Raw genomic sequence first — 19,203 nt, 5'->3', positions numbered from 1 at the left:
ACGTTCGGTTAACCTGCTAGCCGTCTTCAAATTGCTACTTTTGCAACAGCTAAACAGGCAACCAAATTTGTCATGAAGAAACACAACTTCTCTGCAGGTCCGTGTATCCTACCGGAATCTGTCCTTAAGCAAGCTTCAGAAGCTATTCTCAACTTCGACGACCTCAACCTGTCTCTTATCGAAATCAGTCACCGTTCTAAGAACGTTGTTGCTGTTATGGATGAGGCCATGGCGTTGGTGAAAGAATTGATGGGCCTTCCTGAAGGTTACAGCGTATTGTTCCTACAAGGTGGCGCAAGCCTTGAATTCCTCATGGTTCCTTACAACCTCATGAAAGAAGGGGGAAAGGCAGCCTACCTCGAGACGGGAACGTGGGCAAAGAAAGCTCGTCAAGAAGCGGAAGCTTTCGGTGATGTGACTGTAGTTGGCAATTCTTCTGATAAGAATTTCAGTTACATTCCAAAAGGGTATGAGGTTCCTGCTGACGCAGATTACTTCCACTCTACCTCAAACAACACCATTTATGGCACACAAATGAAGAGCTTCCCGAAAGTGAATTGCTTGAACGTTTGTGATATGTCATCCGATATTTTCAGCCGTAACCTCGACTTTTCTCAGTTCGACCTCATTTATGCTGGTGCTCAGAAAAACATGGGACCTGCTGGAACCACGCTCGTTGTGGTTAAGGATGAAATCCTTGGCAAAACGGGTCGTAAGATTCCTACCATGTTGGACTACAACACCCACATTGCGAAGGAGTCAATGTTCAATACCCCACCGGTATTTGCCATCTACACCAGCATGCTTACCCTTCGTTGGTTGAAAGAAAACGGTGGAATTGACTGGATCGAAAACATCAACAACCAAAAAGCAGAGTTGCTTTACGGAGAGATTGACCGCAACCCGTTATTCGCGGGAACAGCCGCAGTTGAAGATCGCTCGTATATGAACGCTTGCTTCTTGTTGAACGATGAATCGGCTCACAAAGAGAGCTTCGACAACATGTTGAAAGAAGGCGGAATCAACGGATTGAACGGACACCGATCTGTAGGTGGTTACCGCGCTTCCATGTACAATGCACTTCCACTTTCTAGTGTGGAAGCCCTATTAGAAATCATGCGCGAACTAGAGCGCAAAGCATAAATCGAGAAAAACCGAAACATGAAGATTCTAGCAAACGACGGAATTGCAGCCAACGGTAAAGAAGCTCTTGAAGCAGCGGGTCACGAAGTGCTCGAAACAAAAGTTGCTCAAGAACAATTGGCCAATTACATCGCTGAAAACAACGTTGACGTAGTTCTCGTGCGCAGCGCAACGAAGATTCGTAAGGACATCATCGACGCTTGTCCAAATCTTAAAATGATTGGTCGAGGCGGCGTAGGAATGGATAATATCGATGTAGAATACGCCCGTGAAAAAGGCATCAACGTGTTCAACACACCTGCTTCCTCTTCTCAAAGCGTTGCCGAATTGGTAATGGCTCACTTGTGGGGCATGGTTCGCTTCCTTCACGACAGCAACCGTCAAATGCCACTCGAAGGCGAAACCAAGTTCAAGGATTTGAAAAAAGCCTACGGAAAAGGTTCTGAGCTAAGCGGAAAAACGATCGGCATCATCGGATGCGGACGTATCGGTCAGGCCTTGGCTAAAATGGCCGTTGGTGTTGGCATGAATGTTATTTGCCACGACCGCAACGGGGAGAATGTTGACATCACATTGACCTTCGCGAACGGTGCAAGCATCGATTATAGCATCGAAAATTTGTCGATGGACGAGCTACTTGCAAAGAGCGACTTCGTTTCACTTCACGTGAGCGGTGCTGGTAAAACCATCATCGGCGAAGCGGAATTGAAAAAGATGAAGAAGGGTTCATACATCGTGAATACTGCTCGTGGTGGCACCATTGACGAGGTTGCACTTCTTGCAGCTTTGGAAGATGGTCACATTGCAGGCGCGGCACTTGACGTGTTTGTAAATGAGCCAAACCCTGCCATGCAAGTTCTAATGAACCGCTACGTGAGCTTGAGCCCGCACATTGGCGCCGCCACTGTAGAAGCGCAAGACCGCATTGGAATGGAAATCGCTGATATCATCAACGAAAGCGTTCCAGCTTAAGCGAATAATCCATACTGGTTTTAGAACCGTATATAAGGCGTGGGGAATATCTCCACGCCTTTTTTATTTCTGAATTAACCTATTCAATTTCAGGTTTTTTTAACTTGAGCATCGCATGACGGACCACCAATTCATTCGCAGCCTGGCAGGCCGTTACGTTATTGCCCTGCTACTCATCGCTTCTTCGATTCTCACCAGTTATTTCATTATTGGTAATTCGGTCGAATCCCAGCGCTCAGATGCAGTGGTGATAAACCTCGCAGGTCGACAACGAATGCTCAGTCAGAAGATAGCGAAGGACGCCCTCCTTCTTCTAAACCGTCGTGATTCATCTTCCTCCACTTCCAACACCTTTCAGTTGGAAATGGATTATGCCGAATGGACCTACGCGCATGAGGCTTTGATGTCGGGAAACGACAGCCTAGGTATACCCAACGATTACAACTCTCCAGAAGTAGTGCTTTTGTACAACGAGCTTCAACCTTCCTATCAAGGCATGAAGTTAGTGGTCGAAAAACTACTCAATCAAGAGGTTGCTGACGATGAAGCTCCTATGCTCATCGATATGCTCTTGAACCAAGAAGCTCAATTTCTGCCTCGCATGAATGGAATTGTAAAACAATACGAAAGCGAGGCCTCTGCCAAAGTACTGGGAATGAAGTCGGCGGAGCTCTACCTACTCCTGTTTTCTCTCACCATTCTCGTGCTCGAAGCAATCCTGATTTTTCTTCCAACTACCCGCCGAATAAGGAAGTTCATCACCGCCCTCACTTCCAAAAACGAAGAATTGGGCAAAGCAAAAATCGCCGCCGAAGCCGCAAGCGAAGCCAAGTCAAACTTCTTGGCGAACATGAGCCACGAGATTCGCACCCCTTTGAACAGTGTGATTGGCTTCAGCGATATCGTGCTAAAGTCAGACCTCGATCCGAATCAAAAGCAATACCTCGAATACGTCAGTCAATCTGCCGACTCCCTACTCGACTTGCTGAACGACATTCTCGATTTCTCGAAAATTGAAGCAGGCAAGCTGGAGCTGTCGCTCGAGAAAACTGACATCTCTGCTTTGTGTCAACAAATTGTGGACATTGTCCGATTCAAGACCAATGAAAAGAACATTGAATTGCTCTTGAGACAGAGTACGGACCTTCCAAACTACCTTTATGTAGATCCCATTAGACTTCGCCAGGTTCTCATCAATTTGATGGGAAATGCAGTGAAATTCACCGAAAAGGGTCACATCTTCCTTGAGGTTAAGGTGGTATCGACGAATGAGAATCAATATGAAATTCTCTTCTCTGTTCAAGACACGGGAATTGGAATCAATCCGAGTAAACAGAAAAAAATCTTCGAAGCATTCTCGCAGGAAGATGCTTCTACTACTAGAAAATTCGGCGGAACAGGACTTGGATTATCTATTTCAAATAGCCTGCTAAACTTGATGAACTCGCAGCTTGAATTGACAAGCACCGTGGGAGAAGGAAGTACGTTCTACTTCACATTAAACGCGACAGGAGAGGACGTGGGCATGACGACCTCGGAAGAATCCTCGCTTCTGAGTAAATACAAGCACATCTTAATTGTAGATGACAACCACAAGAATTGCGAGATTCTCGAAGAAATGTTGCGCCTACAAAACATTGATTCAACTTCCTGCTACGACGGCATGAGTGCGTTGGACTTTTTATCGAAAAACAAAACGGATTTAGTCATTTCCGACTTTCACATGCCGTACATGAATGGACTTGAATTTATTGAGAAGGTCCGCGGCGAGCTCGGTTATGACCAAGAGCGGTTGAAAATCATACTGTTGCACAGCCTTAGCACGGACGATGAAATTTCACCTCGATATTCGGAGCTAGGTATATCAAAAGCATTGAACAAGCCCATTACTTCAAGTAGGTTATTTAAGCTTTTAGCTCTGCTTGCAGATGAAAATACAACGATCAAAAAGGCTGAAGTCCCAAGTGCAAACAATGTCCTATCCTACCAGGAGCATAAAATTCTAATTGTTGACGACAACCGTACCAATAGAATTCTGGCCAAGACAATGCTCACGAAACTTCTACCGAGCGCGTTGATTTTCGAAGCTGCAGATGGTGAGGCCGCAGTTGAGCAATTCGCAGCTCTTCAGCCAGACCTGACTTTGATGGACATTCAAATGCCCAAGTTAAGCGGGTATGATGCAGCTCGAAAAATCCGGGAGGTGGAAGCCAATATCGATTCTCCAATCATTGCGCTTACGGCTGAAACACTTGAAGGAGAAAAAGAAAGATGCCTGGAAGCGGGTATGAATGCGTACCTCAAAAAGCCACTTGTGCTATCCACTTTGGTATCTGAACTTCAGAATTGGATTAAAGGTTAAGCATTTCTTTAACAGGTCACACCTTCATTTATTCCTAGTTTGGTGGCATTCAAACATCTCAATGTCATGCGCCTAACTCTATTCCTCCTCACCATTTCCCTCATCTCGTGCACGGATTCAAAAGAACCTACCTCCGATTACGGCACGTGGAACACCCAAACGATTCTGGTGAAAGACACCGCCAACATGCACTTCGAATTTCCAACCGATGGATGGGCCTCACAAGAGCGAGATCGATTTGTAGAAGAAGTAATTCAGGCTAAAATTGAGAATGCGAAGCTCATCGAACTCGATGACTACAACGAGTTCATCAAAGTATATTTCGTTTCCTCTAGGGATGAGATGAAGGATCGGACCGGAATGGGAGCTTCTGGAACGGCAAATGCGTTCACTAAACAGCTCCATATGGCAGCCTACACCGATGAAGAAAGCGATTCATCCGATGCGGTGACTCGCCCACCAATCGTACACGAAATGATGCACATGGTTTCTTGTACCTCATGGGGATATCCACAAGGAAACCTGACTTGGATGAATGAAGGACTCGCGACTTACGCACAAGGGTCGTGCAACGGACACTCTATTGAGGAAATCTACCGGTTCATGCTCGAGCACGGCCATTTGTATGATCCGCAAGAATTTGTCGGCACCTATTTCTATCATCTCGACGAGATTATCGGTTACCATCAGGCCGCATATTACATTCAGTATATCAGAGAAGAATATGGGATTGATAAGCTCCGAGAACTTTGGCAAGCGGACATGTCACGTTTTGAAGAAATCATGGGAATCAATTGGATGGTATTCAACCAACAGGTCAATGCCCACGTGATTGGCAAACTCGAAATGACCCCAGAAATAGACTGGGAAAAAATGAAGCAAGGCTGTGTAGAATAGTCAGAGTTCTTACCTTGACCGAAACTCTCGAGAATGGACAAGGAACTCTGGCAACTGAACCTCGCTCGTTACGATGAACTCGTAGCTCAATGTGTTGATTTCAAGCGGTTGGGCAAAACGATGCCTTACACCTCAACCAACGGATACATGTTCTCTTTACTGAATAAGGATGCCGAATTAGGAATCCGCTTTAGCAAAGACGTTCAGGAATCCTACATGCAAGAGTTCAATACGACCTATTATCGATCCTACGGAGCAGTAATGAAGGGTTACATCCTCATTCCTGAAGCGCTATTTAGCACTCCAGATCGAATTGTAGAGCTGCTCAAAGAGAGCCATGCCTATGTCATGAGCCTCGAACCCAAGTAAATCAATTGTATGTCAGATTCATCGCTCTCTAAAAGCGAACGCTTCGCGAATGTCAAACGCGAATATTCCCTTCTACTCTACACATGGTCGGAATACAAGGCTATGTACATGAACACTGAGCACATTCAGGTGATGAACATGAAGACCGGAAGACTCTTCGGCATGCTACAAGTGGCCATGCAGAAAGATGTGTTCGCGCGAATTCACAGTTTGCTTGAGCCGAACAATGAATTGACCAACCTGGTATCGGAACTCGAAAACCCGACTATCGCCAATTCATTGGAAAGAGCACTTACGGCTAAAAATCAGACGCTCGTTGGAGATTCGAAGGCTGTTCCTCCACAAGAGATTGAGGTGCTCATTTTCAAGATGGAGAAGCTCGTATTGGAGGTAGAGGGAGAAATAGATCAAGTTCAGACCGATTATGATTCTATTCGAAAGGATACCGAGGGAGCTGAACTCATCGGAGCCATTCGCGAATCATTGATATTGAGTAAATTGAAACAGTTCGCAGCAGAATCAGAGAATAAGAGTTTGTTGCAACTGTTTGAAAACATCTAACCCACCCCCTATGCGTTATTCCTGTTTCATCACCATCGACAAGCCTAGAGGAACCGTTGTTGAAATGTTCCAAGACCCGGATGGAATCAAGAATTGGATGGACGGATTCCAGAAGATGGAATTCATCTCTGGCGAAAAAGGAAAAGTTGGGGCTAAAACGGACTTCTACTTTAAGCACAAGAATCGCGAAATGCTCATCCATGAAACGATTCTGGAGGAAAATCTACCTGACAGCATCAAGTTCGGGTATGAAAGTCCGGCAGGATACAACGAAGTGGAAACAGAATTCACGGAAAACGACAACGGCAAAACGCTTGTAACTACGAACAACTACTTCAAGTTCGGCGGCGCAATGATCATCATGTCGTTCTTCTTTAAAGGAATGTTTAGAAAACAATCGGAGACCCATTTGAGGAAGTTGAAGGAATGGGTTGAAAGTGTATAATTCTAGTCTCGCTCTCTATGCATCATCAAATCAGAATAAACACGCGAAAGACACCTTTCCTTGGAAGGGCCATACTGTTCCTGATTTCGTTAGGTTGTATTCTTGGAATCCTCGCCATTCTGATTTCTCCACTTGTATTTAACGAAAGATTTCATGCTGGCTATCTGTTTTTGATGGCCATTCTTGCTGTTCTGTTCAGATATATGATTCGGCATTTTCTTTGGAATACGTATGGTGCCGAAGTGCTCACACTTGGTGAAAACCTCACGTATCAAGCTAATTATAGATACTTCAAATCCAAACCTGAAGAATTCGATTCAAGCACGCTCTACTGCCATTTTATACCCGTTACAGAGATTAAAGTATCAAAACCCATGCTCGATCAAAGTGACAAAATGGAACTTGGCTATTTACAATTTGGCGACGCCGAAAGAGAATGGCACACCGTGCTCACCCAGGATGAGTTATTTATGCAAGATGTAATAGACCAGCTTGACAACAAATACGGCTTGAACACATGAGAAGACTGTATTGCATATTCATCACCCTAGCGTGTGCTTCTACGTGGACACTTGCACAAACAGATGAGTCGTGGCGCGAGGCTACTCAAGAAGTAAAAGACAGTATCGATGCGATAGGTATGTCGGAGTACGCCTCCAACAAGGCGAAGCTCAGAGAACCAATAGACAATGAGGTTGAAAGAATCAATGCCTCAGACTTAGATTCCACCTACATCGATTTCCCTCAACTCAGTACCGAGGGAGGTGAATTGCATGTATACAGAGAGAATGGGGAGATAGTCAAGATAGATGTTAGCCTTTACGGTTGTTCGCACCAAGCACACATCTCGTTCTACGTTAAGAACGGTGAACTCTTTTCTTTGGAAGAGACACATACAAAATACAATGCGCCAATCACCGCAGATGAATTCTCTCTGGAAGACTCCAAGGAGGACCACATCCTAGCTATTTTCAGAGACAGAAAACTCATCGATTACCAGGTTCGAAGCGATTGTGGAGCACCGTGGGAAGAAGAATTCATTGCAAGTGAAAGTGCGAAGTATATCTCGATGTATGACACCTGTATGGATGCAATAGAAGCATCTACTTCCGATTCAGGTGAACAATGAGTCGCTCGAGGTTCTTGGATTAGCACAACACTGCGCTATCTTTGCTCCAAAGGCTCAATTCAGATGATTAAAGTTGCACCCTTTCGCGCGGTTCGACCAAAGCGCGACGTGGTTAGTCTCGTAGCGAGTAGATCGTATGTCAGCTATTCCGATGAACAGCTCTGCGAAAAGCTCGAGAACAACCCTTACACCTTTCTTCACGTAATTCATCCCGATACGGATGCCGCCGTGAAAAGCGAAGGCCGCGAAAAATATGATCTCGTTCGTCAGAAGTTCGAGCAGTTTGAACGCGAAGGAATTTTCATCAAAGATGATGAGGCCTCTTTTTACCTCTACCAACAACGCACCCATTCACACGTTTTCACCGGTATTATAGCTGCGGTTTCTGTTAAAGATTATCTCGACGGCCGTATTCTGGTCCACGAACACACCCTCACCCAGCGCGAGGAAATGTTCAAAGAATACCTCAACACCACAGGATTCAACGCCGAGCCCGTGCTTCTCATGTATCCAGAAAACGGAGACGTGAACACCATCATCGGCAAAGCCATGGACACACGTCCAGAGTTCGAATTCACCACCACCGACCGCGTTTCGCACTACTTGTGGAAGATAGACTCTGCCGAAGATTGTGCAGTTATTAGTTCGGCTTTCGGTCAAATGGAGAAGATCTACATCGCCGACGGGCACCACCGTAGCGCTTCATCCGCCTTGCTTGCACAGCATCTCACTGAGGAAGGAAAATCAGGTGCCTTCGATCACTTCATGGCTTACCTGATTCCGGAAAACAGCATTCACATTCACGGTTTCCACCGTTTGGTGAAAGATCTAGGGATGCCACATGACGAGTTCTTGAAGAAACTTGAGGACAACTTCATCGTGTCCGAATGGGAAGGCGACACCTACCATCCGGATCGCTTGCACGAGATTGGGATGTACATCGACGGTTCTTGGAAAACACTTACTGCTAAACCAGGCAGCTTTTCTCCAGAAGATCCCGTAGCCTCACTAGATGCAGAAATTCTATCGAGAAACGTACTTGACCACATACTTCACATCAAAGACTTGCGCGCAGACCCGCGCGTGGATTTCCTGCCTGGCGACAAAGGATGCGAGGCCATTGAGAAAGCCGTAAACAGCAACCAATACGAAGTGGGATTCGCCCTTTATGCAGTTTCCGCCGAACAACTCAAGGACGTGGCTAATGCATCCCTCATTATGCCGCCTAAGAGTACTTACATCGAACCAAAGCTTCGAAGCGGACTTACCATTTACGAACTCTTTGAACGATAGAGCCCTCTAATCGTTACACGGATATGAGCAACATCGCCAACAATCTCCAAAGCATTCTATCGGAACTCCCTTCCGATGTTACCCTGGTAGCGGTTTCTAAAACCAAACCAAGCGCCGACATTCAAGAAGCGTACGATGCTGGCCAACGTCACTTTGGTGAGAACAAGGTGCAAGAGATGGTTGACAAGTGGGAAGCCCTGCCCAAGGACATTCACTGGCACATGATTGGTCACGTTCAGACGAATAAGATTAAGCACATGGCTCCTTTCGTGCACCTCATCCACGGTTGCGACCGCGAGAAAGTGCTAAAAATGGTGAATAAAGAAGCAGCCAAAAACGACAGAACGATAGACGTGCTGCTTCAGGTTCATATCGCCGAAGAATCGAGCAAATTTGGTTTTGATGAAGCCGAGCTCCTCGAGCTGATTGAATCTGGTCGATGGCAAGAGTACCCCAATGTTCGCATTCGCGGATTGATGGGTATGGCCACTTTCACGGATGACAAAGGACAAATCACGAGGGAATTCAACACGCTAAAATCGCTGTTCGACAAGATCTCAAAGTCGTTTGGAGAGGCCTTCGACACGCTATCAATGGGAATGAGCGGTGATTACTCCTTGGCCATTGATGCTGGCTCCAACATGGTGAGAGTGGGCAGCGCTATTTTCGGAGCAAGGAACTACGACGCCTAAAGCAGGTTGATTCCCATTAATAATTGCAGGCGGAACAAAGGTCCGCTATACCCAGCATAATTCACACCGCTGTAACCATCGAACTCGGTTTTCCATTCTTGTGAAACGGATGACCACCTGTACCCATAGGTTGCGGCTATTTCCATGTAGACAAACCTATATACCTTAAAGCTCGACCCAAGCGACAAATTCAGTCCCGTCTGAAAAATATCATCTCGGTTACTTCTCGATGCTATGGTGTAGTAGTTAGATCCGTTTCTGTTCACCAATTCCCATCCTTCACTTTCCGTCCAAAAGTTAGCGTCGACATACGAAAAGGTCGCCTGCACGAAAATCAAATTCTCGCTAGACACATACCACCGGGGGCCAAATTCGTAGCGAAACTCTTCCATGGAAGGAGACGGTTCCTTCGTGTTGCGGGCATTCCCATGCGCGAAGTAGGCCATTACACCAAATTTAGACGTAGGCCTGTAGAGTACTTGCGTATTGAAATCATACAGCGCAAAGTCGCTCAAGTTGATTGCCACACCCAAGCGAGTTGGACTCACACCAGGGTCATGCGCTGAATTTTGTCCAAAACACACCGCAAAAGCAAGTAGCGCTAGGGTTGTAATAAGGGTTCTTTTCATAGGAGAGAGATAACTCGAAGACGCCCAATAATCTAAACTAAACTCATATAGAGGATGACGATTAGGCAACCTTGAAGATAAGCTCAAATCTTTGCATTTAGATTAAGGATAAATTAAATCGGGCGATAACTAATTAACCGTGTAAGCCAAGTTCAAACGCTTACCTTTGGGGCCATGTATGCGGTAATTGATATTGAAACTTCGGGAGGGAAGTTCGGCGAAGAACGTGTAATCGAGGTGGCCATTTTCAAATATGAAGATGGTGAGATTATCGATCAGTTCATTTCGCTTGTAAACCCAGAAGGACCGATTCAGCCTTACGTTCAGAAGCTCACGGGAATCAACCCAAAGATGGTTCGCAGAGCACCTAAGTTCCACGAAATTGCAAAGCGCATCGTGGAAGTGACCGAAGATGCCGTATTCGTGGCCCACAACGTGAATTTCGACTACCGGGTTATTCAAGAGGAATTCGCTCGCTTAGGTTACGATTACCAGCGCAGAACACTCGACACAATCACACATGCCCAACGACTCATCCCAGGTCTAAAAGCATACGGACTAGAGACCCTTTGCGAAGCGCTTGGCATCTTGAATACCAACCGCCACCGTGCCGATGGCGATGCCCGCGCAACCGTGAAGTTGCTGTCCATTCTATTGGATAAGGATACAGAGAAAAAGATCGAAAAGATTGCTCGAAATCGTCAGGACACAACCCCAGACCACGACTTTTCAGATCTTACCTCCAAGCTTTACAACACTACCGGTTTGTACTATATCCACAACCGTGCGGGTGAGGTGATTTATATCGGACAAAGCAACAATCTTCGCAATAAAATCGATCGCCACTTTTTGGCTACGAATGAAAGAGCGCTTCAGCTTCAGGCGGATGCAGACTCCATTCATATTGAGCCCACCGGTTCAGAATTAATTGCGCTCATCACCGAGCACCTCGAGCTGAAGAAGCTCTCCCCTGCGTTGAACAAACGCACCGACAAGTACACACTTTCCTTTGGCCTTTTTATGGATTCTGATGATGACAAAACCGTTCGTCAAGTCCGCGTTCAAAAGGTAAAAAAGGAGCAGCCCGTCATTCATGTTTCAGATGAAAACGTGGGCATCGAAATAGCGGGAAAGTTCTGTCGCAACTTCGATATCAACCCAAAGGATGTTGCACTTTCGAGGCAGCTCGACAGGATGCAAGCCGCGTATAACGAACACCTTGAGCCCAAGAAAATCAAAGCGCTTTCCGTAAAAAAGAGGGTTTGGAGAACTGCCTTGCCATTCACGAATGCCTTGCTGATTGACCAGGGTCGAAAAACGGGTGAGAAATCGGTTGTGGTTTGGGAAGATGGAAAGCTTCGAGGATATGGATACTTCGATCTAGAGTATCAGCTTTCAGACATCGACACGGTGAAGCGTGCGATGACCTCCATTGCATCGTCGTCTTACCTCAGCAGTCTCGTTTACGAGCACTACCGAAAAGGTAAGTTCAGCGAAATTCGCACGTATTAAGAAATCTAGAATAGGGCGTATCCCAAGCTAAGGATAAACTGACCCGTGCGTGAGTCAACTTCGTAAGTCTGACCATCAATCACTACCTCTTCGGCCAAACTCTGGAAAGACCCTTCGTACTTGAGGTCCATGATGAAGTTGCCAAAAGTGAGTCCAAGCCCGGCCTGAAAACCAAGCGTACCACCCTTGTAATCGATATCTAAGATCTCCGAAGGATGGTTTAAGTTGTAACTCATTACGGGGCCACCAAAGATGGATGCAGGTCCGAATTTCACGCCTACGTTGACTGGAACGTCAAATCTCGAAAGGGTGAAATCTTGAGATCCTGTCTCGCCGTTCTTCTTCTGAACCTCAATTTGGCTGTTCAAATTAGAGTAAAGGAACTCGGGCTGAATATAGAGACCGAGAATTTTTACGCGGATGTAAACTCCTGCGTGATACCCGAACTCATTATTTCCGGCGAGATCTTCTATGGTAGAGTTCTCCTCTAAATTATCAAAGGTGATGGTTGAAGAGTTCAATCCCCCTTTGATTCCGAAATCAAATTGAGCTTGTGCTCCACATGAAAGAGCGACGAATGCGAGAATGAAAATTTGGCGTGGTAAGCGAAACATAGTTACAGATTCTTAAGAGCGGATTCTACGTTTTGTGAGATTCTTCCGACTAAATTAGATAAATCTCCAGGTACAAAACTCTTGCCAGTTACTTTCTCGTATAACTCGCGGTAGCGTTCGCTTACCGATTGAACGTATTCTTCGGTCATTTCAGGCACGGATTGCCCCTCTTTTCCTTGGAAGCCATTTTCGATTAGCCATTGGCGAACGAATTCCTTCGAAAGTTGCTTTTGAGCTTCGCCGTTATCCTGTCGCGCTTCATACCCTTCTAGGTAGAAATAGCGCGAAGAATCTGGTGTGTGAATCTCGTCAATCAGTACAATAGTGCCATCTTCAAGCTTTCCGAACTCGTATTTGGTATCAACCAAAATCAATCCGCGTTCGTTTGCCATTTCTTGTCCTCTTTGGAACAATGCACGCGTGTATTCTTCTAGCTTGATGTAGTCAGCCTCGTCAACTATACCTTGTTTCAAAATCTCTTCGCGTGAAATATCTTCGTCGTGCAGACCTTGATCTGCCTTTGTGGTAGGCGTGATAATCGGCTGAGGAAAAGCGTCATTCTCGCGAAGTCCATCTGGCATTGTCACTCCGCAGAGCTCTCTTTTCCCATCGCGGTAGGTTCTCCATGCGTGTCCGCTTAGGTAGCCGCGAATAACCATCTCAACTTTAAACGGAGTTGCTTTCTTACCGATAGTCACAACGGGGTCTGGCACAACCATCTTCCAATTCGGAACGATGTCGCTAGTGGCATCCAAGAAGTGCTCGGCAATCTGGTTTAGGACCTGACCTTTAAAGGGAATGCCCTTTGGCAATACAACATCGAAGGCAGAAATTCGATCGCTCGCAACCATCACGAGTACATCTTCACCAATGGAGTAAACGTCGCGTACCTTTCCATGGTACACATCTGTTTGTCCAGTAAAATTAAATTCAGAGCGGTCTAGAGCGTTCATTATTTCTTCTCTTCTTTATCGTATGCGTGAATGATATCCTTCACCAATGGGTGACGAATCACATCTTTATCGTCCAACTTCACAACTGAAATTCCCTCAACTTTTCCGAGAATGCGCAATGCTTCTTTAAGTCCGGAACCTTGATTTCGAGGCAAGTCGATTTGCGTTGCATCGCCAGTCACAATGAACTTAGCGCTCCTGCCCATACGGGTTAGGAACATCTTCATTTGGGCATGCGTGGTATTCTGGGCTTCATCTAAAATCACAAAGGCATGGTCGAGCGTTCTACCTCTCATAAAGGCGAGCGGTGCAATTTCAATCACGCGTGATTCGATGTAGTATTGAAGCTTCTCGTGTGGAATCATATCGTGCAATGCATCGTACAGCGGTTGCATGTATGGATCTAACTTCTCCTTCATGTCGCCTGGCAGGAAACCGAGGTTTTCTCCAGCTTCAACAGCAGGGCGTGTGAGAATAATTCGGCGAACTTCCTTGTTCTTCAGTGCGCGTACTGCGAGGGCGACACCTGTATAGGTTTTACCTGTACCTGCCGGACCAATAGCGAAGAGCATGTCGTTCTCGTCGATTGCCTGCACCATCTTCTTTTGATTGAGGGTGCGAGCTTTGATCAACTTACCACCGGAACCATGCACGAGTACATCGTCAACAGCCGCATACGTTTTAGCCACTTCTCTACCGTCTTCCATAACAATACGCTCGATTTGGTTTTCGGTAATCGAGTTGTATCGCTGAAGGTGAAGTAGGATGAGATTTAGCTTTTCTTCGAACTGTTCAATAATAGATTCATCTCCATTGATCTTGATTTTATCGCCACGTGCCGTAATCTTCAGCTTGGGATAAAAACTCTTCAACAAGTTGAAATAGCGATTATTCGCCCCGTAAAATTCCTGAGGGTTAGTGTCTTCGAGAAGAACTGTTTTTTCGGTCAAATGCAGTAGAAGTTTGCGTTATGTACGAACCGCTTCAATTCGTACTTTTGAAGTCACAAAATAACGGAATCTCCCGCAATTTGCCTGCTGTCCCTAAGCGATTTATGAGCATTATTACACTCACATCCGACTATGGAATTATCGACCACGATGTGGCGGCATTGAAGGGCGACCTGTGGAAAGAGATTCCCGATGCTAGGGTTGTAGACATTTCCCATGCGGTTTCACCCTACAATTCAATGCAGGCAGCTTATCTGATAAGTCGGACCTACCGCCATTATCCCGAAGGTTCTATACACTTCGTTTTAGTGGATGCTCAACAAGAAAAGGGAAAGCCTTATTTGCTAGGAGAAATTGAGGGTCACTACTTTTTGGCTCCGGACAATGGCATCATTCCACTCATTGCTTCTGGTTCTAAAATCGATAGGCTAACAGCCATCGATATGCGGAATTCGGAAGATGCGAAGGATCCGCATACGGTTTACACACGTGTAGCTGGACATCTATCTCGGGGAGGAAAGAGCTCGGTTCTTGGGCAAGAAGCGAAGAACGCTGAAGCCTTGACACCGTCGAGACCTACTTTGAAGCCAGAAGGAAATGAGGTCATTGCCCATGTGCTACATATCGATACCTTTGGCAACCTCGTTACCAATATCACTCGCAAATGGGTGGTAGAAAATTGTGGAAACAAAAAGATTACCGTCATCGCGCGGAATAAGAGAATCACTCGAATTGTAGATTCTTACTTCGAGGGCCCAACGGAAGGTGAACTCTTTTGCGTGTACAACAGCGATGGCTACCTCGAGGTAGCCGTTCAAAAACCTGGCGGAAAACACATCAATAGTGCCTGTAGCTTGCTCGGACTGCAAGTGAACAGTAACATATTTATCGAGCTTGAATGATTACACGCGTAGTGAAGATGCATTTTAGAACGGAGGAAATCGATACGTTCAAAGCTTTGTTTGACAGCCGAAAAGAACTCATTCGTGGGTTTGAAGGCTGCGAATACCTTGAGCTCTGGCAAGATATCGACACACCCGAAATATTCTTCACCTACAGTCATTGGACGCATACCGACCGCCTCGAAGCCTACCGACATAGCGATTTGTTCGCCGACGTTTGGAGCAAGACCAAAGCTCTTTTCGCCGACCGCCCTCAAGCATGGAGTGTTGAACCACAAGTGAAGTTGCCATGATGAGTTTGTTTAGCAAGGAGATTCGCTCCTTCTTCAATTCGATAATCGGATACCTGGTTATCATCGTTTTCCTCGCTTTCAATAGCCTCTTCCTTTGGATTATTGAGGGGAATTTCAATTTGTTGGACAGTGGCTATGCCTCGATTGATGGTCTCTTCTCCATCTCTCCATGGGTTTTCATGTTCCTCATTCCCGCCATTACGATGCGCATGTTCGCGGATGAGAAGAAGACAGGAACCATGGAGTTCTTGCTGACAAAACCGCTGACCGAGCTTCAAATCATCGCAGCAAAATATTTCGCCGCCTTGTCGCTCGTACTGTTCAGCTTACTACCTACGATTCTTTATTACTTCACCATTCACCAGTTAGGGGATCCGGTTGGAAACATTGATTCAGGAGCGGCCATGGGAAGCTACATCGGCTTGTTCTTCTTGGGCGCTGCCTACGTGGCAATCGGTCTTTTCGCTTCCTCTACAACCGATAATCAAATCGCCAGCTTCATCCTCGGAGCACTGCTTTCCTTCATCTTCTACTTCGGTTTTGATCAGATTGCAGAGCTCGACTTCTTCGGCGATGCCGACCTTCTCATCTACAACCTCGGCATCAATGAACACTACCTCAGCATCTCTAGAGGTGTCGTCGATTCCAGAGACGTGCTCTATTTCGTCGGCCTTATCATCTTCTTCGGGGCCATGGCCCGTTTGGTGATTCAATCAAGAAAGTGGGATAAAAAATCACGAAGTGCCGACTTCATTCAATTCGGACTAATCTCGACACTCGTAGTTGTCATCAACATCGCCGGATCGTTCAGCTTTTACAGAGTTGACCTTACTGCAGAGCAGCGTTATACCTTGAGCCAATCGACAATTGACTTACTTGACCAAGTTCAAGATCCGATGTTGTTCACGGTGTACCTTGACGGTGAACTAGAGACCGATCTGAAACGTCTTCAGAAAGAGACACAGCAAATGCTCGATGAATTCAGAGCTTACAATGGCTACATCGAGTATCAATTCATCGACCCAAATGAGCGAGAGGATAGAGACCAACTCGTTCAACTCCTACAATCTCGCGGCTTAGCACCCACAATAGTCACTTCCGACAACCGCGAAGGTCGTTCGCAAAGAGAAGTTTTCCCGGGTGCTATTGCGGGATATCAAGACAAAGAGACTGCGGTCAACCTCCTTCAAAGTCAGTATGGCATTCCGCCTGCAGCTCAGGTTAACCGTTCTATTCAAGACCTGGAATATACGCTTGCTTCTACGCTCAGAAGGTTGGTTGTTATCGACCGTCCGCTTATCGGCTTCACCGAAGGAAATGGCGAGTTGGGCAGAAAGCACGTGGCGAGTATTGCAGCGCAACTTTCGGGCTCGTATCGACTCGACCGATTCAACATAAGAGAGTTTGCGGTTGACAGTATTACAGGAGAAGTGAGCATTGTGGAGCAACTCCGCAGGATCAACCGTTTCGACTTGTTGATTGTAGCTAAGCCTGAAGTTCCATTCAGTGAACTTGACAAATTCTTCCTGGATCAATACATCATGAATGGCGGAAAGGTCATGTGGTTAATTGACCCCGTTGCTGCAGATATGGACTCGTTGAGTCGAGCCAGTGAATTTATGGCCCTACCTCAGTATGACGCCTTGAACATAGGCGATATGCTCTTCAGATATGGTGTTCGTGTTAACTCGGTTCTGCTCCAAGACTTCGTGTCAGCCGGAGTAAACGACGCGAGAGACGTTCGCAAATGGCCGTACTTCCCGTTGATGATGCCGCGTGTTGACCACCCTATCACAAAGGACCTCAACGCCATTAAGCTAGACTTTGCTGGAACAATTGACACCATCTATTCCCCATCGGTTAGAAAGACACAGTTGCTGGTAAGTTCTGAATACAGCAAGGCGCAAGAAGTTCCGGGGATTGTGAGCTTACGAGATCTTTATTCGGACAAGTATCCGGAACAGTTCAATCGTCAGTATCTCACTGCCGGTGTGCTACTTGAGGGTAAGTTTGAATCGATTTACCGCAACCGACTTGTTCCTAAATCTTTGGAGGCAGCCGGAATAACGCTTCGTGATACCAGCCGATGGACACAACAAATCGTTATTGCTGATGGAGACATTATCCGGAATCAATTGAACTTGGTTGCACCACCGTCGGTTATGGAACGCGGGGCACCGCTCAAACTAGGTTATGATCAATTTACCGGTGCACAATATGGGAATGGCGATTTCATTCTCAACGCCGTCGATTACATGTTGGATGATTCCGGATTGATCGATGTTCGATCGAGAGAGCTTAAAATCCGTCTCTTGAACAAGGCTAAGATCGATAGCTCTAGAACAAAATGGGTGATACTGAATACGGCAGCACCTATACTTTTCATCATCCTGTTTGGATTAGGATATACTTGGAATCGCAAAAGAAAATACGCGAAGAAAGCATGAATAAGAAGCAAAGAATAAATCTCATCCTCATCCTCCTACTCGCTGCAGTAGGTGTGTTTATTGCCACTCAAAATTTCGACTCTGATACGACGTTGAACGGCGATATCGAGTATGACTTCTCTATTGAAGATACGGCCGCCGTTACCAAGATCATTATTGCCACCCGGGAGCCAGACTCCGTTGTTTTGGAAAGAGTTGATGGAGGTTGGATGGTAAACGGTGAGCACCGGGCTCGTCCAGATGCTGTGGATGTACTTCTAGAAACCTTCCACAATATCGAGCTAAGAAACTTCCCGGCAGAAACTGCAAAACAGACGGTTCTTCGTCGAATGGCCGGCTACGGGAAGTTCGTAAAAGTGTACAAAGGCGATGAATTGGTGCATGATTTTATCGTAGGAACGGACCAAAACGACATGTTGGGCACGTACATGATGAAGCGCGATGGCACTCAGCCGTACGCCATGCACATTCCATCTTTCAATGGCTACCTCTCCTCCCGCTTCTTTGTGAGAGAAGACCTATGGAGAAGCCGAATCATCTTTGGTTGGGACGACAAGGATATCCAAACGGTGACCATGAACTACGAGCTCATCCCGCAGGAAGGGTTCAGAATAGAACAAACGGAAGAGGGTGCATTGTCGGTTTTCGATGCCAATGACAACCCTATCGAGCCATATGCCTCACAACACACCCGATATTACTTAGGCTCTTTGCGAACGCTGAAGTTTGAAGGTGCCATTATTGAAGGTGAGAAAGCCTATACGAAGATGGACAGCATCACAAGCTCAATTCCTGTTTTTGAATTGAATGCAAAGAAATTCGACGGTGAAGAAATCAAGCTTTCGGCATTCCACATCAGAGCGGAACCAGACACCTATGACGACCTTGGCAATTTGATGCTTTGGGATCCGGATAGATTCTACGCTTACCTCAGTGATGGTCGATTTGTTGTGATTCAAACCTATGCCTTCGAAAACATCTTAAAGACCAAAGAATACTTCATCCTCTGATTGTGAATCTCTTGTTAGCAATTTTCATGT

At 46.1% G+C, this 19,203-nt stretch carries 20 protein-coding genes; 16 read left to right on the top strand and 4 right to left on the bottom strand.

Going from position 1 to position 19,203, the window contains the following annotated elements; translation table 11 throughout:
- Positions 1-72 precede the first annotated feature (72 nt).
- From serC to F8C67_RS13020, 11 genes are all read left to right on the top strand, one after another.
- Positions 73-1,143 carry a 3-phosphoserine/phosphohydroxythreonine transaminase gene (gene serC / locus F8C67_RS13070; RefSeq protein WP_151668308.1) on the top strand — a complete coding sequence of 357 codons (1,071 nt, stop codon included), beginning with the start codon at positions 73-75 and terminating at the stop codon, positions 1,141-1,143.
- Between the two features lie 18 nt (positions 1,144-1,161).
- Positions 1,162-2,115 carry an NAD(P)-dependent oxidoreductase gene (locus F8C67_RS13065; protein ID WP_151668307.1) on the top strand — a complete coding sequence of 318 codons (954 nt, stop codon included), beginning with the start codon at positions 1,162-1,164 and terminating at the stop codon, positions 2,113-2,115.
- Positions 2,116-2,230: 115 nt separating this feature from the next.
- A complete protein-coding gene (locus F8C67_RS13060; RefSeq protein WP_151668306.1) occupies positions 2,231-4,477 on the top strand; it encodes a hybrid sensor histidine kinase/response regulator in 2,247 nt (748 codons plus the stop codon).
- Positions 4,478-4,543: 66 nt separating this feature from the next.
- Positions 4,544-5,374: a gluzincin family metallopeptidase gene (locus tag F8C67_RS13055; protein WP_151668305.1), complete on the top strand. Its 831-nt coding sequence runs from the start codon at positions 4,544-4,546 to the stop codon at positions 5,372-5,374.
- A gap of 33 nt (positions 5,375-5,407) precedes the next feature.
- Positions 5,408-5,743 (top strand): hypothetical protein, encoded by a 336-nt coding sequence (locus tag F8C67_RS13050; protein ID WP_151668304.1) that lies wholly within the window; start codon positions 5,408-5,410, stop codon positions 5,741-5,743.
- A 9-nt stretch (positions 5,744-5,752) separates the two neighbouring features.
- The gene (locus tag F8C67_RS13045) at positions 5,753-6,304 is read left to right on the top strand and encodes a hypothetical protein (protein ID WP_151668303.1); all 552 of its coding nucleotides are present in this window, start codon (positions 5,753-5,755) and stop codon (positions 6,302-6,304) included.
- Positions 6,305-6,314: 10 nt separating this feature from the next.
- Positions 6,315-6,749, top strand: coding sequence for an SRPBCC family protein (locus F8C67_RS13040; RefSeq protein ID WP_151668302.1), 435 nt, complete (start codon positions 6,315-6,317; stop codon positions 6,747-6,749).
- Positions 6,750-6,766: 17 nt separating this feature from the next.
- A complete protein-coding gene (locus F8C67_RS13035) occupies positions 6,767-7,270 on the top strand; it encodes a hypothetical protein (protein WP_151668301.1) in 504 nt (167 codons plus the stop codon).
- Positions 7,267-7,878 (top strand): hypothetical protein, encoded by a 612-nt coding sequence (locus F8C67_RS13030; protein ID WP_151668300.1) that lies wholly within the window; start codon positions 7,267-7,269, stop codon positions 7,876-7,878. Before F8C67_RS13035 ends, F8C67_RS13030 begins: the two co-directional genes overlap by 4 nt.
- A 63-nt stretch (positions 7,879-7,941) precedes the next feature.
- Positions 7,942-9,171, top strand: a complete 1,230-nt coding sequence (locus tag F8C67_RS13025; RefSeq protein ID WP_151668299.1) for a DUF1015 domain-containing protein — start codon at positions 7,942-7,944, stop codon at positions 9,169-9,171.
- Positions 9,172-9,194: 23 nt separating this feature from the next.
- Positions 9,195-9,863, top strand: coding sequence for a YggS family pyridoxal phosphate-dependent enzyme (locus tag F8C67_RS13020; RefSeq protein ID WP_151668298.1), 669 nt, complete (start codon positions 9,195-9,197; stop codon positions 9,861-9,863).
- Here the strand turns inward: F8C67_RS13020 and F8C67_RS13015 are convergent.
- Complete coding sequence (locus F8C67_RS13015) at positions 9,860-10,492, bottom strand: hypothetical protein (protein WP_151668297.1); 633 nt, start codon at positions 10,490-10,492, stop codon at positions 9,860-9,862. The genes F8C67_RS13020 and F8C67_RS13015 overlap by 4 nt on opposite strands.
- A gap of 174 nt (positions 10,493-10,666) precedes the next feature.
- Here F8C67_RS13015 and F8C67_RS13010 point away from each other — a divergent pair, with 174 nt between their 5' ends.
- Positions 10,667-12,004: an exonuclease domain-containing protein gene (locus F8C67_RS13010; protein ID WP_151668296.1), complete on the top strand. Its 1,338-nt coding sequence runs from the start codon at positions 10,667-10,669 to the stop codon at positions 12,002-12,004.
- 5 nt (positions 12,005-12,009) lie between these two features.
- Here F8C67_RS13010 and F8C67_RS13005 read toward each other — a convergent pair whose 3' ends face one another.
- Genes F8C67_RS13005 through F8C67_RS12995 form a run of 3 tightly spaced genes read right to left on the bottom strand, consistent with a single transcriptional unit; the run spans position 12,010 to position 14,521 of the window.
- Positions 12,010-12,618, bottom strand: a complete 609-nt coding sequence (locus F8C67_RS13005) for an outer membrane beta-barrel protein (RefSeq protein WP_151668295.1) — start codon at positions 12,616-12,618, stop codon at positions 12,010-12,012.
- Between the two features lie 2 nt (positions 12,619-12,620).
- Entirely contained in the window at positions 12,621-13,571 is a 951-nt protein-coding gene (locus tag F8C67_RS13000; RefSeq protein ID WP_151668294.1) for a phosphoribosylaminoimidazolesuccinocarboxamide synthase, read from the bottom strand.
- Entirely contained in the window at positions 13,571-14,521 is a 951-nt protein-coding gene (locus F8C67_RS12995) for a PhoH family protein (RefSeq protein WP_151668293.1), read from the bottom strand. Before F8C67_RS12995 ends, F8C67_RS13000 begins: the two co-directional genes overlap by 1 nt.
- A gap of 104 nt (positions 14,522-14,625) precedes the next feature.
- On the opposite strand from F8C67_RS12995, the gene F8C67_RS12990 reads away from it, so the two are divergent.
- The 4 genes from F8C67_RS12990 to F8C67_RS12975 are packed head-to-tail and all read left to right on the top strand — an operon-like array spanning position 14,626 to position 19,173.
- Positions 14,626-15,423 carry an SAM hydrolase/SAM-dependent halogenase family protein gene (locus tag F8C67_RS12990; RefSeq protein WP_170266463.1) on the top strand — a complete coding sequence of 266 codons (798 nt, stop codon included), beginning with the start codon at positions 14,626-14,628 and terminating at the stop codon, positions 15,421-15,423.
- Positions 15,420-15,716, top strand: coding sequence for a putative quinol monooxygenase (locus tag F8C67_RS12985; RefSeq protein WP_151668291.1), 297 nt, complete (start codon positions 15,420-15,422; stop codon positions 15,714-15,716). The genes F8C67_RS12990 and F8C67_RS12985 overlap by 4 nt, the downstream gene beginning before the upstream one ends.
- A complete protein-coding gene (gldG, locus tag F8C67_RS12980; RefSeq protein ID WP_170266462.1) occupies positions 15,716-18,163 on the top strand; it encodes a gliding motility-associated ABC transporter substrate-binding protein GldG in 2,448 nt (815 codons plus the stop codon). The genes F8C67_RS12985 and gldG overlap by 1 nt, the downstream gene beginning before the upstream one ends.
- A complete protein-coding gene (locus F8C67_RS12975) occupies positions 18,160-19,173 on the top strand; it encodes a hypothetical protein (protein WP_151668289.1) in 1,014 nt (337 codons plus the stop codon). The genes gldG and F8C67_RS12975 overlap by 4 nt, the downstream gene beginning before the upstream one ends.
- Positions 19,174-19,203: the final 30 nt, after the last annotated feature.

It is taken from the genome of Phaeocystidibacter luteus (assembly GCF_008933115.1).
Lineage (GTDB): Bacteria > Bacteroidota > Bacteroidia > Flavobacteriales > Schleiferiaceae > Phaeocystidibacter > Phaeocystidibacter luteus.
The sequence above is the reverse complement of the archived record's forward strand: the minus strand, read 5'-3'. Positions and strand labels throughout refer to the sequence as shown.

Excerpts from the sequence above, each read along its gene's own strand:
- F8C67_RS13060 (WP_151668306.1), top strand. The coding sequence starts at position 2,231 with ATGACGGACCACCAATTCATTCGCAGCCTGGCAGGCCGTTACGTTATT.
- F8C67_RS12985 (WP_151668291.1), top strand. The coding sequence starts at position 15,420 with ATGATTACACGCGTAGTGAAGATGCATTTTAGAACGGAGGAAATCGAT.
- F8C67_RS12975 (WP_151668289.1), top strand. The coding sequence starts at position 18,160 with ATGAATAAGAAGCAAAGAATAAATCTCATCCTCATCCTCCTACTCGCT.
- F8C67_RS13010 (WP_151668296.1), top strand. The coding sequence starts at position 10,667 with ATGTATGCGGTAATTGATATTGAAACTTCGGGAGGGAAGTTCGGCGAA.
- F8C67_RS13000 (WP_151668294.1), bottom strand. The coding sequence starts at position 13,571 with ATGAACGCTCTAGACCGCTCTGAATTTAATTTTACTGGACAAACAGAT.
- F8C67_RS13045 (WP_151668303.1), top strand. The coding sequence starts at position 5,753 with ATGTCAGATTCATCGCTCTCTAAAAGCGAACGCTTCGCGAATGTCAAA.
- F8C67_RS13015 (WP_151668297.1), bottom strand. The coding sequence starts at position 10,492 with ATGAAAAGAACCCTTATTACAACCCTAGCGCTACTTGCTTTTGCGGTG.
- F8C67_RS13035 (WP_151668301.1), top strand. The coding sequence starts at position 6,767 with ATGCATCATCAAATCAGAATAAACACGCGAAAGACACCTTTCCTTGGA.
- F8C67_RS12990 (WP_170266463.1), top strand. The coding sequence starts at position 14,626 with ATGAGCATTATTACACTCACATCCGACTATGGAATTATCGACCACGAT.
- serC (WP_151668308.1), top strand. The coding sequence starts at position 73 with ATGAAGAAACACAACTTCTCTGCAGGTCCGTGTATCCTACCGGAATCT.
- F8C67_RS13020 (WP_151668298.1), top strand. The coding sequence starts at position 9,195 with ATGAGCAACATCGCCAACAATCTCCAAAGCATTCTATCGGAACTCCCT.
- F8C67_RS13005 (WP_151668295.1), bottom strand. The coding sequence starts at position 12,618 with ATGTTTCGCTTACCACGCCAAATTTTCATTCTCGCATTCGTCGCTCTT.
- F8C67_RS13065 (WP_151668307.1), top strand. The coding sequence starts at position 1,162 with ATGAAGATTCTAGCAAACGACGGAATTGCAGCCAACGGTAAAGAAGCT.
- F8C67_RS13055 (WP_151668305.1), top strand. The coding sequence starts at position 4,544 with ATGCGCCTAACTCTATTCCTCCTCACCATTTCCCTCATCTCGTGCACG.
- F8C67_RS13050 (WP_151668304.1), top strand. The coding sequence starts at position 5,408 with ATGGACAAGGAACTCTGGCAACTGAACCTCGCTCGTTACGATGAACTC.
- F8C67_RS13040 (WP_151668302.1), top strand. The coding sequence starts at position 6,315 with ATGCGTTATTCCTGTTTCATCACCATCGACAAGCCTAGAGGAACCGTT.
- F8C67_RS13030 (WP_151668300.1), top strand. The coding sequence starts at position 7,267 with ATGAGAAGACTGTATTGCATATTCATCACCCTAGCGTGTGCTTCTACG.
- gldG (WP_170266462.1), top strand. The coding sequence starts at position 15,716 with ATGAGTTTGTTTAGCAAGGAGATTCGCTCCTTCTTCAATTCGATAATC.
- F8C67_RS13025 (WP_151668299.1), top strand. The coding sequence starts at position 7,942 with ATGATTAAAGTTGCACCCTTTCGCGCGGTTCGACCAAAGCGCGACGTG.